Genomic DNA, 14,951 nt, shown 5'->3' with positions numbered 1-14,951 from the left:
TCGCGCACCCATGCCGAGCCGCCCGAGGAATCGAGGAGGTGGACGCGTCATACGTCCGTGACGACGGCGTTCCGCGGTGCGGCTCTCCGTCCGGGCGAGCCCTGTCCCTGTCGGCACTCCTGTCGGCACTTGGGTCCCGTGGTCCCCTTCCGCACCGAGTGCCCTTGAGGTGGTGATCCACACGTCGGTGACACGATTGCGCGCGATCCACGGGTCGGGTGGGACTTTCGGCCAGCGCCCGGGGCAGTCTGCGAGGATGGTCGGCATGGACGTGCGGAGCAGGAACCATGTGACGATGACCGGCCGCGCGGGCGGCCCCGTCGTGATGCTCGCGCACGGATTCGGGTGCGATCAGAACATGTGGCGGCTGGTGGTGCCGCTGCTGGAGCGCGATTTCACCGTGGTGCTCTTCGATCATGTGGGCGCGGGACGCTCGGATCTGGCGTCGTGGAGCGAGCAGCGCTACTCCACGATCGACGGCTATGCCGAGGACGTGCTGGAGATCTGTCACGAGCTCGAACTGGGTCCCGTGACGTTCGTCGGACACTCGGTGAGCGCCATGATGGGTGTGGTGGCCGCGGCACAGGACCCGGGTGCGTTCAGCGGTCTGCTTCTGCTCGCCCCTTCTCCCTGTTTCATCGACGACCCGGAATCCGGTTACCGGGGCGGGTTCAGCGCCGAGGACATAGAAGAGCTTCTGGAGTCGCTGGACGCGAACTACCTGGGCTGGTCACGGGCCATGGCGCCGGTGATCACGGGCAATCCCGAGCGTCCGGAACTGGGTGAGGAACTGACCAACAGCTTCTGCCGCACCGATCCGGACATCGCCCGGGTCTTCGCCCGGGTGACGTTCCTGTCCGACAACCGCGAAGCACTTGGTCATGTGCGGGTTCCGACCCTGGTGGCCCAGTGCTCCAAGGACGCGATAGCACCACCGGAGGTGGGGGCCTTCGTGCAGGCGCAGATTCCCGGCAGCAGTCTGATCACGCTCACTGCCACAGGGCACTGTCCGCAGCTCGCCGCCCCTGAGGAGACCGCTGCCGCGATCACGGCCTTTGTCCGAGCCGGCCTTTGATGTGCAAGACCGACGACCACGAGAAGAGCCAGAGCTCGCCCACGGACTCCCAGCCGGCTGACGACCAGGCCGTGTTCTCCGCACTGCTGGAGGACAGCGCGGAGGACCTGTACGAACACGCGCCGTGCGGCTACCTCTCCACGACGCTGGACGGCCGCATCGCGAAGATCAACCAGACTCTGCTGGATTGGCTCGGCTACGAAAGCGGCGACCTGGTGGGCCTGAGGGATTTCTCCGATCTGCTCACCGTCGGCGGCCGGATCTACCACGAGACCCATTTCGGCCCGCTGCTGCGCATGCAGGGTGAGGTCAGCGGCATCGCACTGGATCTCAAAACCGCTGACGGCGGCCGCCTGCCGGTTCTGGTGACCTCCATCATTCGCAGAGGCAGCGACGGACAGCCGCTGCTGATCCGCACCACCGTCTTCGACGCCCGGGACCGGCGTACGTACGAATCCGAGCTCTTGCGCGCCCGCCAGGAATCGGACCGAGAACGCGAACGCCTGAAGCGGCTGAACGCCACACTCCAGAAAACGCTGTTGCCTCCCACCCTGGTGGACGTGCCCGGCCTGGACGTCGCCGCGTACTACCACGTCGCATCCGTCGACGAGGTCGGTGGCGACTTCTACGACTTGTTCCCCCTCGCCTCCGGCACCTGGGGATTCTTCCTGGGCGACGTCTGCGGCAAGGGTGCCGCCGCCGCGGCCGTCACCTCCCTCGCGCGCTACACACTGCGCGCGGCCGCCGTGTACGACCCCGAGCCCGGGGCTGTCCTCGCCAACCTCAACACCGTCTTGAATCACGAGTACAACGGCCAGGACCCGCGTTTTTGCACCGTCATCTTCGGCCTGCTCACCCCGGACGGCGAGGAGGGTGGCTTCCAGGTCACCCTGGCCAGCGGCGGCCACCCGCCGGCCCTGCTGATGCGTTCCGACGGCCGTGCCGACTACCTGCCGACCCCCGGCGGCCAACTGATCGGCGTCCTGCCCGACGCGGACATCGCCACCACCAGCGTCCGCTTGGACCCCGGCGACACACTGTTCCTGCACACCGACGGTCTCACCGAAGCCCACTCCGTCGGCGCCGACGGCCGTTACGGCGACGAAGCCCTGCTGGAGTTCGCCCGGGAGCTGGCTCCCACCACCGCCCGCGACGCCGTGGCCGCGATCCGGGACCTCCTCGACACCTTCGGCACCGGGGTGGACGACGACACCGCGGTCCTGGCCTTCAACGTGCCCCGACACAGCAGTGAAGAGCAGATGTGACCCGCCGACTGACCGTCCACACCCGCACCACCCCGGCCGGCCCGGTGATCGAGCTGATCGGCCCCTTGGACCATCACAGCGCGCCGGACGTCCGCATACTGCTCCCTCGCCTCGCCCTCTCCCCCGGTCAGCAACTGGTCATCGACCTGGACCGGCTCACCTTCTGCGATTCCACCGGCATCACGGTTCTCATCGCCGCCCGCAACCACGCGCTGGCAGCCGACGCGTCCGTCGTTCTGACCGCGGTACCGGACGGCGTCAGCCGGACCTTCCGCATGGTCGGTCTGGAACAGGTCTTCTCCATCCAGCCCACCTCGCAGGCGGCTGCGGCAGCGTGGAGTCAGCGACTGCCCGCTCCTGAATGAACGCGGGGCAGCCCGTCCGAAGTCAGACGTGGACGCCACCGCCCGCTCGCCGCGATCCCGCGCGGTGCCACAGGCGCGACCGGGGCGCGGCCCGCGCGCTCGATGCTCCATCCCCCCGCTTCCGGAGTGCCGTTGCTCAACGTCATGAGCCGGCGTACCCGGCGGGTATGAAGGAACTGCGGGATCAGCCCTCCAGCGCCTGGGACACGGTGGGGTAGCAGGGGATGAGCTCGTCGATACCGACGAGCTGCATCACGCGCAGCACGGACTGCTGTGCGCCGGCCAGACGGATCCAGCCCTGAGCGTCGGTAGCCACGCGATGAGCACCGATGAGAGCGTTGATGCCACTGGAGTCCATGAAGGTGACCCCGGTGAGGTCCGCCACGGTCCGCGGTGGCACGTTGCCTGCCGGCTGGCTCAGCGCCTCTCCGAGACGGTCGCGTACGAGGTGGTCCAGCTCGCCACACACGGTGACGACCTGCACACCGTCGACGATGGAATGGCTGACGGAAAAATGGCCGAACTGTGCTGGCTGTACGTCTGTCACCGTGTCCTCGACTGCGCTCGCTGGGCCGCTCGGGCCGGAGCGTGTGCCCCACCCGGTCCCGATGCTACGGGGCGGAATGCCCGAACAGTGGATGCGTGTGAGGAGAAGCAGCATCTTCTGTGCCGCCCGGGGTACATGTGCGGACAACAGGAACGAAGGTGAACAAACATGGAGTCGTCTTGTAGGGACCATGCGGGACCGCCGGGCACTCACCCCATGGCCACCGCTGTCCCCTTGGCCGACGGCAACTCCTGCATCGCCGAAGCACGTCACCTCGCGGCGGACTTCCTCACCCGCGTCCAGGCAGATCAGGACGTCGTCGTCTCCCCCCGCGTGATGGACGTGACTCAACTGGTGGTCAGCGAACTGGTCACCAACGCGCGCAAGTACGCTCCGGGGCCCATACTCATGGAGTTGCGCATCGCGGAGGCCACGGTGGAGGTGACCGTGCGAGACAGCCGCCGCGCCCGGCCGGTCGCCTGCGCCGTCGATCCGCAGCGAATCGGTCGGCACGGCCTGGAGATCGTCATGGCCGTCACCCGGACGTTCCAGGTCCACGTCGAACCGTCCGGAAAACGCGTCACCGCGCACATCGCCCTGGCCGACGACTCAAGGCCCGGACGAGGCTGACGTCCTGAGGGCCAAGACGTTCAGGGTGGGCCTGATGCAGGCCGGGCACGCCCAAGATTCGGCCGCGCGCCCACAACGGCAGTGGGGCGGCAGCAACGATCCCGCCCTCTCCGGGCCGCGGGCGAACTCCGGTCTGCCAACCATGACTTCGAAGTCACCGCTCCTCTCGTGCGGTCAGCGATCCCCCGATGCACTGGTTTGACCCGAGACAGGCACGGTTACTCAGAAGGTGGTTCGCGGCGTCTTCGGGACCCGGCACGATCGTTGGGACAACAGCGACCAGCGTCGCCCAGCGTCCGAACTCCTGCCGCTACGCGAAGGCAGTGTGCGGCGCGAGGCGGACCTGACTGCGCCATGACCTACTCGACGCAGGGCTCCGGGCCGCCAAGGAGGCAGTCGACATCGGAACGGTCTTCCAAGAGGGAGATCTCGACGCCGGGGTGCTCGTCGTGGAAGGCGGCCAGCGCGTCGAAGAGCGGCGTGACGGTGCACCCGACGACCATGCCCACCAGCCGGCCCCGGATCAGGCCGGTCACCTCGTCCACCGCCTGTCCTGTGCCCTCGGCGGCAGCGAGGACTGCACGGGCGCGCCCTACGGCCGCCCGTCCGAGCACGTCAAGGCGCCCCGGATGGATGCTCGGCGGTGCGATGTTCAAGGACGAGAGGTCCGGCACTTGCAGTAGCTGGGCTGTCTCGATCACCAGGGGCGGGACCATCTCCCCTCCGCCTTGCGCCAGTTCCTCGATGTCGGGGATTCCGTGTATCGCGGGCGTATCGAGAATCGCATACGCCACCGCAACGGCCCTCCGTCTTCGATGGGGGCGTGAACTACAACGCATCCCCGTCTGCACCGCCCCGCCGCACGCGCAGGATCGTGCTTCTCGGCCTGGCGATCCTCGGCCTGGCGAGCGCCGCGTTCGTCGTGCGGCGGCCGCTCATGATGTCCGCTCCGATGTGCATGGCCGGGCGGTGGCACGGCTGTTTCGACACGTTCAACGGTGTGGTGCTCATGACGTTGGTCGCGCTGCCGTTGGCGGTGCTGGTGGCGTGGGCTCTGGCGCGCGTTCGGCGCGCCGCCGGCGTCACCTCGGCTTGGGCGTGGCGCAAGTCGCTGGCCGAGGTGGGCATGGTCCACGGGACGGTGCCGTTCCTGTGGCTGACCATGATGCCGGGCGGCGGGGGCGGCACCGTCCGCGAACGGGTGAGCCTCGTACCGCTGCGGGACCTGGTCACGATGGGGCCGCTCGGGATCGTCGGCAACCTGCTGGTCTTCGCGGCGCTGGGGTTCTTCGCCCCGATGCGGTTCGCGGCGCTGGCGTCCGTGCCGCGGATCCTGGCTCTCGGGGCCGGGTGCTCGGCCCTGGTCGAGACCGCGCAGTACGTCCTGCCGCTGGACCGGGTGGCCTCCGTGGACGACGTACTGGTCAACGCCGCCGGCGCCCTGCTGGCCGCGCTGGCGTCGCGCCGCTGGTGGCGCACTGCGGCGGAAGTGACGCCGGACCAGCCTCGCCCCGCGCCGGTACCGGCGGGTTGAGCCGCGTGTCCGGTGCGAACAGGTCTTTGCATACGTCGGCGATATCTTGTGCTGCTTAGGCTTCGGACATGCGCGTACTGATCGTGGAGGACGAGCCCTACCTGGCCGAAGCCGTCCGTGACGGTCTGCGGCTGGAGGCGATCGCCGCCGACATCGCCGCCGACGGCGACTCCGCCCTGGAACTGCTCAGTGTCAACTCCTACGACCTCGCGGTCCTCGACCGCGACATCCCCGGCCCGTCCGGCGACGAGGTCGCCCGGCGCATCGTCGCCTCCGGCAGCGGAATCCCGATCCTCATGCTCACCGCCGCCGACCGGATCGACGACAAGGCTTCCGGGTTCGAGCTCGGCGCCGACGACTACCTCACCAAACCGTTCGAGCTGCGGGAGCTCGTCATGCGGCTGAGGGCGCTCGACCGCCGACGCGCGCACGCCCGGCCCCCGGTCCGCGAGATCGCGGGCCTGCGGCTGGACCCCTTCCGCCGGGAGGTCTCCCGCGACGGGCGCCACGTCGCACTCACCCGGAAGCAGTTCGCCGTGCTCGAAGTCCTCGTCGCCGCCGAAGGCGGTGTCATCAGCGCCGAGGAGCTGCTGAGGCGGGCCTGGGACGAGAACGCCAACCCCTTCACCAACGCCGTGCGCATCACGGTCTCCGCACTGCGCAAACGGCTCGGCGAACCCTGGATCATCGCCACCGTGCCCGGCGTCGGCTACCGGATCGACTCCGGGACCGGCGACGGGAGGGATACCGGCGTGGACACCGGTACGGGCGGTATCGCCCCCGGCGGGGACAGCACCGGCACCGGCGGTACGCGTGCCTAGACGCCCAGGGCTCAGCGCGCGGCTGAGACTCGCCCTCAGCTACGCCGGGTTCCTCGCCGTCGCCGGTGCTCTCCTGCTGACCGTGGTGTGGGTGTTCCTGCTGCGCTACGTACCCGACAACTCCCAGGGCCTTCTCGGGGTCTCGCCCAACCGCTATCTCCTTGAGCACACCTTCGCCCCCGCCGCGGCCGAGGCGATGCTCTTCCTGCTCGTGTTCGGTCTCGTCGGGGGATGGATCCTCGCCGGCCGGATGCTCGCACCGCTCACACAGATCACGGCCGCGGCACGCCTGGCCGGGAACGGGTCGCTGTCCCACCGGATCCGCATGAAGGGCCACCAGGACGAATTCCGTGAACTCTCCGACGCGTTCGACTCGATGCTCGAACAACTCGAGTCCCACGTCGCCGAACAGCGGAGGTTCGCCGCGAACGCCTCCCACGAACTGCGCACCCCGCTGGCGATCTCGCGGACGCTCCTCGACGTCGCCCGCAAGGACCCCACGCGGGACCGGGACGAACTCATCGAACGCCTGCACGCTGTGAATACGCGGGCGATCGACCTCACCGAGGCACTCCTGCTGCTCAGTCGCGGCGACCGCGGGAACTTCACCCGCGAGAGCGTCGACCTCTCCCTCCTCGCCGAGGAAGCCGCCGAAACGCTGCTCCCCCTCGCCGAACGGCGCGGGATCACCCTGGACGTCACCGGCGGGCCGGCCCGGACCAGCGGCTCCGCGGAGCTCCTGCTGCGGATGACGGCGAACCTCGTCCAGAACGCCATCGTCCACAACCTCCCCGCCGGCGGCACCGTGACGGTCCACACCGAGGCACACGGCGACACGAGTGTGCTGCGGGTCGAGAACACGGGCCATCCGCTGTCACCGGAACTGGTGCCGACCCTCACCGAACCCTTCCAGCGCGGAGCACAACGCGTACGCACCGACGAGCATGCCGGCGTGGGCCTCGGGCTGGCCATCGTGCACAGCGTCGTCCGCGCCCACGACGGGACCCTCGACCTGACCCCCCGCCCCACCGGCGGCCTCCTCGTCACGATTCGACTTCCCGGCACGCCAGGGGCCTCATCCCGGAGCGGGGCCCACTAGATCGTTGAAGTGAGTCCGGCGCAGGCCACGGCGACCCCTGGCAGCGAAATGCCGAACGCGCGTGCCGAACGCGTGGCCCACCGTCCTCACGACTGCTCCACGCCCACGTCCCCCGCACCGCCTCCTCCCCCTGAGGGCTCTCAGCATGGAGACGCAATGGTTCGAGGTCGCGGTCCTGATGGCGGGTCAGGGAAAGAGGTCGACATGAAGGTCCGGATGCCGCAGGGTGCATCTCATGCCTGATCCCTCCCCCCAGTGGTTGCCGAACGGCTACGGGAGCCGATCGGCAACCTCCGCCGACCTCGACGCGGTTCACCGCCTGGTCGCCGCGTGCGAGCACGAGCTGTACGGCCGCGCCCCGACCGGCGCCGACCGGATCGCCGCCGACCTCGGCCCGTCCGAACCGGACCTGACATGCGACGCGGTGGTCATTCGTGACGCCAGCGGCGAGCCGGCCGGCTGGAGCTGGGTGCGCGGGCGGCGCTCCACAGTCGATGTCCACCCCGCCCACCGCGGCCGCGGTCTCGGCAGATCCCTTCTGTCCTGGGCCGAGGCGCGGGCCCGTCAGATGGGCAGTGACCAGCTTGCCCAGACGGTCGCGGACAGGGATCACGCGGCCATCGCGCTCCTGCGATCCAGCGGATACTCCCGGCTCGTCACCGAGTGGCTGCTGGAGATCGCGATGCCCGTCGAACCGGAGGTGCCCGACCCGCCGGCGGGGATCACGGTGCGGCCGTTCCGGCCCGGCGACGAACAGGCGGTGCACCAGCTCACCGAGGACGCGTTCGACGAATGGCAGCAGCGGCGAAAGTCCTACCAGGAGTGGGCACGGCACACGGTCGACCGTGCCACGTTCGAACCGGCGGCATCGCCGCTCGCCTTCGCCGGCGACCAGATCGTCGGCGCGGTGCTGTCCGTGGACGTCCCGGGCAACGACGAAGGGCACATCGACCGGGTCGCCGTACGACACGATCACCGCAACCGGGGGATCGCCCGCACACTGCTGCTCGAAGCGTTCCGCGCCTTCCACCGCCGAGAGAAGCGGGCCTGCGCGCTGGCGACGCACTCCGGCACCGGCGCGCTGCCGCTGTACGAGCGGATCGGCATGACCGTCCAGCACAGTTCCACCGTCTACAGCAAGAAACTGACCATGACGTAGACGCACGGAACCCCAGAACAAGGCCAAATCAGCCCACCACCCGACCGTCGGCGATGTCCACCGCGGACCCGTCCACGAACACCTCCGCCCTGCCCGGCTTTCCCCGCCGCCCCGAGGATGGAGCCCCTGGCGGACCACCGTGGCCGAGAACCGGACAGCGTCACGCGAGAGGGGTGACAGCCGGCCTTGAGCTTGTGCCATCGATGTTCGAGCGAGTCCCTACTGACCGAGGCGAGGCATCCGGACGACGGCTGTCCCCCCGTCCAGATCCACCGTTGTCCTGTTCGGCGGAGCCCCGTCATCCTGGTTGTCCGGCATGACCAGTGCCGACTGCCGCTCCTTCAGTTCGTTCTGCTTGCCCGGGGAAAGACTCGCGTGAAGCTGCTCGAACCCGGTCGCCGATATCTGGCTCTGTCGTGCGCTGTTTCGCCACGGCAGCACGCCGGCCCGTCCCGCGCGCAACAGCAGTTGGTCGACGAAGGCCAGCAGGGTCAGCACGAGGACCAGCCCGGGCAGGGTCATGAAGAAGACGAATTCCACGCAGCCATTGTCGAGGCCGTGGCGTACCGCGGGCCAGTCCTTTGGTGGTACGAGCTCACGGGGCGGCGGCAGGCTGGGACCCAGAGCATGGAACCATTTGAGCGCCAGGCACACTCTGCGTGTTGTAGTCCCTTTCACCAGAGGATGGCCCACGCATGATCACGCTCACCAAGGAAGACGGCCCCGCCGACCTGGACGGAGTGACTCACCTGTCCATCGGGGTCTCGTGGGACCCTACGTCCGGCAGCAGCGGAGGAGTCATGGGCATGCTCCGCCTCAAGAGCGGCACAGACCTCGACCTGATCGCCGTCGCCATGCAGGGCGCGGACCCAGTGCGCTTGGCCGGCCTCGATTCCCTCGACCCCATGGGCAACAGCTCCCTGATCCACAGCGGTGACAACCAGAGCGGACACGGCGACGGCGACGATGAGACCGTCTCGGTGGAGTTCGCACGCATCCCTGCCCACATCACGTCGGTCGTGTTCATCGCCGCCGCCTTCAAGAAGGGAAGCTCCTTCCAGAAGGCACGCAACATCAGCATCAAGGTCTACGACGCGACCGGCGGCAGCACCCAGCAAGTAGCGGACATCTGGCCCAGCCTGCTCACCCAGGACAACGGCTGCGCCGTGGCCAAGGCCGTACGGGTCGGCGGTGCCTGGAAGCTCGAAGTGATCAATGTGACGGGAAAGATCAAGCAGGGTGACGAACAGTCCCTGATGCGCTTCGCCATGAGCAAGTAGACCCGCAGCAGGGGCCGGGACCCGACTGGGGCTCGCGTCCGCGGACAGTGGTCCGTGCTGTCCGCTGTCGTCGGCCCGCGACGCCGACGACAGTCCGATGAAGCACCGGGCCGGACGCCCTCCTCGGCGTCCGGCCCGGTGGGCGGACTCGGCCCGCCCACCGCGTCAGGAGACGCCCCAGGCCCGCAGCCGGCGGCCGATCAGGCCCACGCCCAGCTGCCGCGCACTCCCAGCGCTCGGCCGACGCAGTTCTACTGTCCTGCGGCGTCGTCGCGTGAGGCCGATCGGCCGCGGAGTGTGACGAGGGCCAGCAGTGCGGAGAACAGGGCGGCCGAGCCGCAGACCACGAAGCCGATCGAGTAGCCGTGGCCGAGGGCGTCGAGGGCGAGCGGGTGCAGGTCGGCCAGTTCGGGAGACGCGGCCGAGGCGCCGTTCACCGCGAGGGGCCCGCCTTCTTCCAGTACGGCCGTGCCCGCTCCCTTGAGCGCCCCAGGCAGGGCGGAGTCGTGCAGAGAGGCGGAGAAGCTGCTCGCCGCACGGCTGAGGGCCACCGCGCCGATGACGGCCGGGCCGAGGGTGAAGCCGAAGTCGCGCAGCAGGTTGGTGGTGGCGCTTGCCATGCCCGCCAGCCGCACCGGCACGGTGTTGACGGCGGTCGCCGTGATCGACGAGACGGTGATCGCGAAACCCAGGCCGACCAGGCCGAGCGGCAGAATCAGCGAGGTGAACGCGCTGTCGGTGATCGGCAGCGTGGCCGCCCAGTAGTCGCCCCCCGCGATCAGCAGCAGCCCCACACTCAGCAGCAAGCCGGGCGCCACCGTCCGTAGCAGCCGCTCGGTCAGCGGCAGCATCACCAGCGCGATGCCGTTGAGCAGGACGAATGCCAGGCCCGTCCGCATCGGTGCTTGGTCCTGCACCGGGCCGAGGCGGATGCTGACGGAGTAGGCGGTGCCGAGGAACGCGAACATCCCCACCACGGCCACGGCGGAGGCGACCGCGAAGGCACGGTTACGGAACAGGTCGAGGCGCAGCAGCGGCGACTTGGCGCGCTTCTCGGCCAGCACGAACGCGGCGAGGAACACGGCCGCCAGCACGAAGGCGATGACGATCGAGGGAGACGCCCAACCGTCCGTGGGGCCCTGGATGATGGCGTAGAGCAGGGAGAACAGGCCCAGTCCTATGGTCAGTTGACCAGCGATGTCGAGTGAACGACCCTCAGGGGCACTGGAGTTGACGGCGAACCGGGCACTGATGGCGGCGCTCGCCGCGGCGACGGCGGTGACGACGACGAAGGACCAGCGCCACGAGCCGTAGGTGGCGGTGACGCCGCCGAGCAGCGGGGCGAGGAACCCGCCGGTGGACAGCAGGGCCGCCCACATGGCGATGACCCGGGCGCGTTGTGCGGGCGAGGTGGTCCCGGCGGCCAGGATGGCGAGTGAGGTCGGGAAGAGGGCGGCCGCGCCCAGGCCGGCCAGCGCCTGTCCGGCCCAGAGCTGATGGATGCCGGAGGCGGTGGCGCTGACCACTTCGCCCACGGCGAGCAGTGCGGCGCCGCCGACCAGCAGCCGCTTGCGGCCGAAGAGGTCACCGAGCAGGCCGAAGGTCAGCTCCAGTACGGCGACCGGGAGCAGGAAGGCGTCGGAGATCCAGGTGAGTTGTGAGCCGACGGGGTGCAGGTCGGACTGGAACAGCCCGTTGAGGGTGGCCGGTATGGCCAGGCCGATCTGGGCGAGGCAGACGGCGAGGAGACCGGCGACCAGGGTGCCTGCGGTCAGGCTGGGGCCGATGGCGGTTCGGACGGAGGGTTCGGTCGTCGTTGACACGGAGGGCTCCTGGGAGGAGGGGCTGCGGGGGTGTGGAGGCGACCGGCTACGCGGTCAGCGGGCGCCGGTCGGACGGCTCGGCCGGTAGTCGGTGAAGGCGGCGCCATCGAGGTTCAACTCGGTTGCGCTGTACTGGAGTCGTTCAGCGGTGGCGGCGTCGCCCCAGTGCCCGGTGTCCAGTCGGTGCTCCACCGCGTGCAGGCCGGCGACCACTTCCGCGGTGGTGAAGCCGCAGTGGCCCTGACGGGCGACGTAGGCCTGGCGCAGCCGTGCGGAGTCACCGGCCCTGTGCACCCGCCAGGCGAAGGCCGACTCCTGCTCGACGGGCACCAACTGGTCGGCGGTGGTGTGGATGTCCAGCAGCGGCACAGCCACACCCTGACCGGCGGTGGAGGTCCGTTTCAGATGAGCCACCGCGGCCGGTGCGGCCGTGATGTCGGCACCGCGGGTGAGCCGGTTCAGGTCGGCGCGCAGGTTGAGCCCTGCGCCGCGGTAGAGCGCGGTGACCTGCTTGGCGTGGGCGGAGTCGCGCAGCAGGCCCGCGTAGTCGACGCCGGTGTTCCACGACGTGTTGCCGCCCGCGGACTGCTCCACCGACCAGCGCGCCGGTACGAGGAAGCGGAGCAGGCCTTGGGACAGCCATGCGTACTGCTGCCGCTCCTGGCCCGCGAAGTCGGCGCGTGCGGGCGGCTGTTGGCCGGGGGCCCAGTCGGCCAGGTTGAGGTAGGCGGCGGCCAGCGCGATCCGGGCGCGTCCTGCCGGGGTCTGCTGCGCCGTCTCCACCGAGTTCGAGAGCCGGTCGGCGAGGGCGGTGGCGGAGGCCTGGCTTTCGAGGTCCACGAGTTTGCCGGCGTCGGCCGGGTCGAGGAACGTGGCCAGGGTGTACTCGGCGTCCAGTTGATAGTTGTCCAGGTCGACACCGCCCGCGACCAGGCCGCACAGACCGAGCGAGCCGTCGACGCGTCCCGCGCCGTCCCTGGCGATCTGGGCGTTGATCAGGCCGCCCATGGACTGGCCCACGGAGATGACCCGGCTCGGGGTGCCGACCTGCCCGCGGAAGGCGGCGAGCGTGGCGAACTGGTCCCGCTCGGCCGAGTCGAGCGCCCACATCGAGCCGTGCGGGTCGTAGGAGGAGCCGGCGAGCGCGTAGCCGGCGTCCACGAGCGCCTGCCGCGCGGCGGCCGACGGGGCGTCGGCAGCGATGGTCGGTCCGAAGCCGTGGCTGAACAGCAGCAGGGTGCCGTTCCACTGCGCGGGTCTGTCAGCGATCCAGGTGGCACCGTCGGACAGTGTGCCGGAGTAGTGGTCGGCGGTCACGGCTCGGGCGCCGGTCGCCGAACCGAGCAGAGCGGTGGCGAGGGCGGTCGTGCAGGCGACGAGGGTCGCAAGACGGGGTCGGGGCATGACGGCGGCTCCGCGAGTCGAATGGAGGAGCAAGCTGAGCGCTGCGAATGTAGGGCTCTTTTTTGATCGCCGTCAAGAGACTGCCCAATAATGCGGCAGACAGGTCCGCGAGGAGGTCCGTACAGGTGGCTGCCCGTCCCGCGAGCGGGTCAGTCCAGGGACAGAGTGTCGAGAAGCTCCGCGGCGGCTCGCGTCGCCGAACGCTCCCAGCGGCTGGCCAGACCGCGGAAGACGGTCTCCGCCCGGGCTGCGGGCCAGTCCGCCGGAAGGTGCTCGGCGGGCAGATGCGGGTCGCGTCGCACCAGGTCCAACCAGTCGGTGTGCAGCAGGAGCTGACCCGCCAGTTCGTCCGTGGAGGCCGCGGCGGGCAGCGGGTCGGTACGGTCCCAGCGCAGCAGGAACGCCCGGTACCGTGCGCCGATGGCCGGCACGTCGAACGCCTGCTCCAGCACCTCACGGACGTCGGTCGGTGACTCCACCTCGGCCCGGAACACCCTCAGGTACGGCTCCAGGCCCAGGCCCGCCACCACCTCGCGGACGTCGACACGCGTCGGGGCCACCCACAGGCCGTTCTGCAACGGCCCGAAGCCCGCCCAGATCAGACGGGATCGCAGATCGTGCCTCTCACGGCTCCACGCCTCGGGCAGCGAAAAGCCGACCATCGTCCACCGGCCGTCCCAGTCCCGGTTCACCGCTCCGGTGCGCCAGATACGGTCCCGGCCGTCCGTCAGCACCTGGACGGCGTGCGGTGTCAGCCCGAAGTAGGTCTTCCGGCCCTGGCGGCGACGCTCCAGCAAACCCCGTTTGACCATCCGGTTCAGCGTCGTCCGCACCGCGTCCTCGGTGCTGCCCACCCTCGCCAGAGCGGCGATCACGCTGCCGGACGACACGGCGATGGACCGACCCAGCACATGCGCGCCGAAGAAGGTCAGCATCAGGGACTGGGTACGCGGCTCGGGCCCGTTCCCGGCCGTGGTTTCGGCGGCGACATCGACACTGGTCACCGCCACAGCGTAGGCCCGGTTCGAACGCGTACCGTCCCCGCTCCATGAAATGTGTCATTTCCGTGACCGCAATCAGAAAACAGTGCAAGTACGGTGGTGCGGCCTCGCTCTGCGGGCCGCCAACCCCTCCACCGGCGCCGCACTGCTCGACGCGACCCTGCCGTCAGTCAGCTTTCAGGCGTGATTCGGGTTGATCCACACCGCGTCGAAGTCCGCCGCTCCGAACCCCGGAGTGAAGCCATGCCACTGGCTCGCGATCGTCAGAGGGTAGCCGTTGTCGACGGTGAGACCGACCGGGTCGGCACGAACATACTGGTCCCCTTTGAACAGGTAGGCCTTGCCATTGGGGAGACGTACGGCGTCGTCGATATTGGAGTCGAATCCCACGTCGGCGAGGCTCGGCGCCAGGGATGAGATGCTTCCCGGGCCGGCAAGGATCCCGCTCGGGGCGTCCGCGCGCAGACACTGATCGTCGTGGAAGAACCAACACGTGTTGTCTCCCACGTCGAGAGCGCCGTCAACGTGGTTCTCAAAGCCGGTACCCGTGAGGAAGCTTGACCATCCGTTCGTGATCGACCACGGGTACGGCGGCTCACCCACCAGGTCAGCGATGTCATTTGCCGCGATGCTGTACCGAACGTACGTGTCCGCCTTGTAGAAATAGACGTACCCCGCGCCGTCGTTCACGGCGGCATCGATTCCCTGGGCGAATCCGCGAGCGGACAGACTTCCCCAGTTCGCGGCGATCGTCTTCACGTACTCAACGGTCCCGGGGTCAGGGTCCAGCGCGTAGCGCGCGTAGCCGTCGCCCTTTATGAAGTAGACCTTTGCTCCCATGACACTCATCCTCTTACTGACTTCGGCTCGTCAGGGTGAAGTGTCCTGGAATGCCTGATGGCTCCGGTGTGGTGGAGGTATCCCGGAGTGTGTGAGATACGCGGATGG

Annotated in this window: 15 protein-coding genes and 1 pseudogene; 9 read left to right on the top strand and 7 right to left on the bottom strand. The window is 69.2% G+C overall.

Features of this window, described 5'->3' with window-relative positions; genetic code table 11:
* Positions 1-265 precede the first annotated feature (265 nt).
* From ACZ6KY_RS34085 to ACZ6KY_RS34075, 3 genes are read left to right on the top strand one after another with little or no spacing between them, the layout of a single operon-like run.
* A complete protein-coding gene (locus ACZ6KY_RS34085; protein WP_469314110.1) occupies positions 266-1,075 on the top strand; it encodes an alpha/beta fold hydrolase in 810 nt (269 codons plus the stop codon).
* The gene (locus ACZ6KY_RS34080; protein ID WP_469314109.1) at positions 1,075-2,340 is read left to right on the top strand and encodes a PP2C family protein-serine/threonine phosphatase; all 1,266 of its coding nucleotides are present in this window, start codon (positions 1,075-1,077) and stop codon (positions 2,338-2,340) included. The genes ACZ6KY_RS34085 and ACZ6KY_RS34080 overlap by 1 nt, the downstream gene beginning before the upstream one ends.
* A complete protein-coding gene (locus ACZ6KY_RS34075; RefSeq protein ID WP_469314108.1) occupies positions 2,337-2,705 on the top strand; it encodes an STAS domain-containing protein in 369 nt (122 codons plus the stop codon). The genes ACZ6KY_RS34080 and ACZ6KY_RS34075 overlap by 4 nt, the downstream gene beginning before the upstream one ends.
* Positions 2,706-2,889: 184 nt before the next feature.
* Here ACZ6KY_RS34075 and ACZ6KY_RS34070 read toward each other — a convergent pair whose 3' ends face one another.
* Entirely contained in the window at positions 2,890-3,252 is a 363-nt protein-coding gene (locus ACZ6KY_RS34070; RefSeq protein WP_469314107.1) for an STAS domain-containing protein, read from the bottom strand.
* A 216-nt stretch (positions 3,253-3,468) separates the two neighbouring features.
* On the opposite strand from ACZ6KY_RS34070, the gene ACZ6KY_RS34065 reads away from it, so the two are divergent.
* On the top strand, positions 3,469-3,882 hold the full coding sequence (locus tag ACZ6KY_RS34065; protein ID WP_469314106.1) for an ATP-binding protein: 414 nt from the start codon (positions 3,469-3,471) through the stop codon (positions 3,880-3,882).
* 401 nt (positions 3,883-4,283) lie between these two features.
* Here ACZ6KY_RS34065 and ACZ6KY_RS34060 read toward each other — a convergent pair.
* Positions 4,284-4,502 (bottom strand): annotated as a pseudogene (locus ACZ6KY_RS34060) (LysR family transcriptional regulator); the annotation flags it as partial.
* Positions 4,503-4,705: 203 nt separating this feature from the next.
* Between ACZ6KY_RS34060 and ACZ6KY_RS34055 the strand changes: the two are divergent.
* The 4 genes from ACZ6KY_RS34055 (at position 4,706) to ACZ6KY_RS34040 (ending at position 8,495) form a co-directional block, all read left to right on the top strand.
* The gene (locus ACZ6KY_RS34055; protein WP_469314105.1) at positions 4,706-5,416 is read left to right on the top strand and encodes a VanZ family protein; all 711 of its coding nucleotides are present in this window, start codon (positions 4,706-4,708) and stop codon (positions 5,414-5,416) included.
* 68 nt (positions 5,417-5,484) lie between these two features.
* Positions 5,485-6,237: a response regulator transcription factor gene (locus tag ACZ6KY_RS34050; protein ID WP_469314104.1), complete on the top strand. Its 753-nt coding sequence runs from the start codon at positions 5,485-5,487 to the stop codon at positions 6,235-6,237.
* Positions 6,230-7,336: a sensor histidine kinase gene (locus tag ACZ6KY_RS34045; protein WP_469314103.1), complete on the top strand. Its 1,107-nt coding sequence runs from the start codon at positions 6,230-6,232 to the stop codon at positions 7,334-7,336. Before ACZ6KY_RS34050 ends, ACZ6KY_RS34045 begins: the two co-directional genes overlap by 8 nt.
* A gap of 235 nt (positions 7,337-7,571) precedes the next feature.
* The gene (locus tag ACZ6KY_RS34040) at positions 7,572-8,495 is read left to right on the top strand and encodes a GNAT family N-acetyltransferase (RefSeq protein ID WP_469314102.1); all 924 of its coding nucleotides are present in this window, start codon (positions 7,572-7,574) and stop codon (positions 8,493-8,495) included.
* A gap of 219 nt (positions 8,496-8,714) precedes the next feature.
* Here the strand turns inward: ACZ6KY_RS34040 and ACZ6KY_RS34035 are convergent, their stop codons facing one another.
* Positions 8,715-9,035 (bottom strand): DUF6191 domain-containing protein, encoded by a 321-nt coding sequence (locus tag ACZ6KY_RS34035; RefSeq protein WP_469314101.1) that lies wholly within the window; start codon positions 9,033-9,035, stop codon positions 8,715-8,717.
* Between the two features lie 155 nt (positions 9,036-9,190).
* Between ACZ6KY_RS34035 and ACZ6KY_RS34030 the strand changes: the two genes are divergently transcribed.
* A complete protein-coding gene (locus ACZ6KY_RS34030) occupies positions 9,191-9,775 on the top strand; it encodes a TerD family protein (protein WP_469314100.1) in 585 nt (194 codons plus the stop codon).
* 251 nt (positions 9,776-10,026) lie between these two features.
* Here the strand turns inward: ACZ6KY_RS34030 and ACZ6KY_RS34025 are convergent, their stop codons facing one another.
* From ACZ6KY_RS34025 to ACZ6KY_RS34010, 4 genes are all read right to left on the bottom strand, one after another.
* Positions 10,027-11,598 (bottom strand): MFS transporter, encoded by a 1,572-nt coding sequence (locus ACZ6KY_RS34025; RefSeq protein WP_469314099.1) that lies wholly within the window; start codon positions 11,596-11,598, stop codon positions 10,027-10,029.
* 54 nt (positions 11,599-11,652) lie between these two features.
* On the bottom strand, positions 11,653-13,002 hold the full coding sequence (locus tag ACZ6KY_RS34020) for an alpha/beta fold hydrolase (RefSeq protein ID WP_469314098.1): 1,350 nt from the start codon (positions 13,000-13,002) through the stop codon (positions 11,653-11,655).
* Positions 13,003-13,151: 149 nt separating this feature from the next.
* A complete protein-coding gene (locus tag ACZ6KY_RS34015) occupies positions 13,152-14,012 on the bottom strand; it encodes a PaaX family transcriptional regulator (protein WP_469314097.1) in 861 nt (286 codons plus the stop codon).
* A 168-nt stretch (positions 14,013-14,180) separates the two neighbouring features.
* Complete coding sequence (locus tag ACZ6KY_RS34010) at positions 14,181-14,843, bottom strand: hemopexin repeat-containing protein (protein ID WP_469314096.1); 663 nt, start codon at positions 14,841-14,843, stop codon at positions 14,181-14,183.
* Positions 14,844-14,951 lie beyond the last annotated feature (108 nt).

The organism is Streptomyces sp. NPDC042002, assembly GCF_055588305.1.
This window is presented reverse-complemented; position numbering and strand designations above follow the sequence as displayed.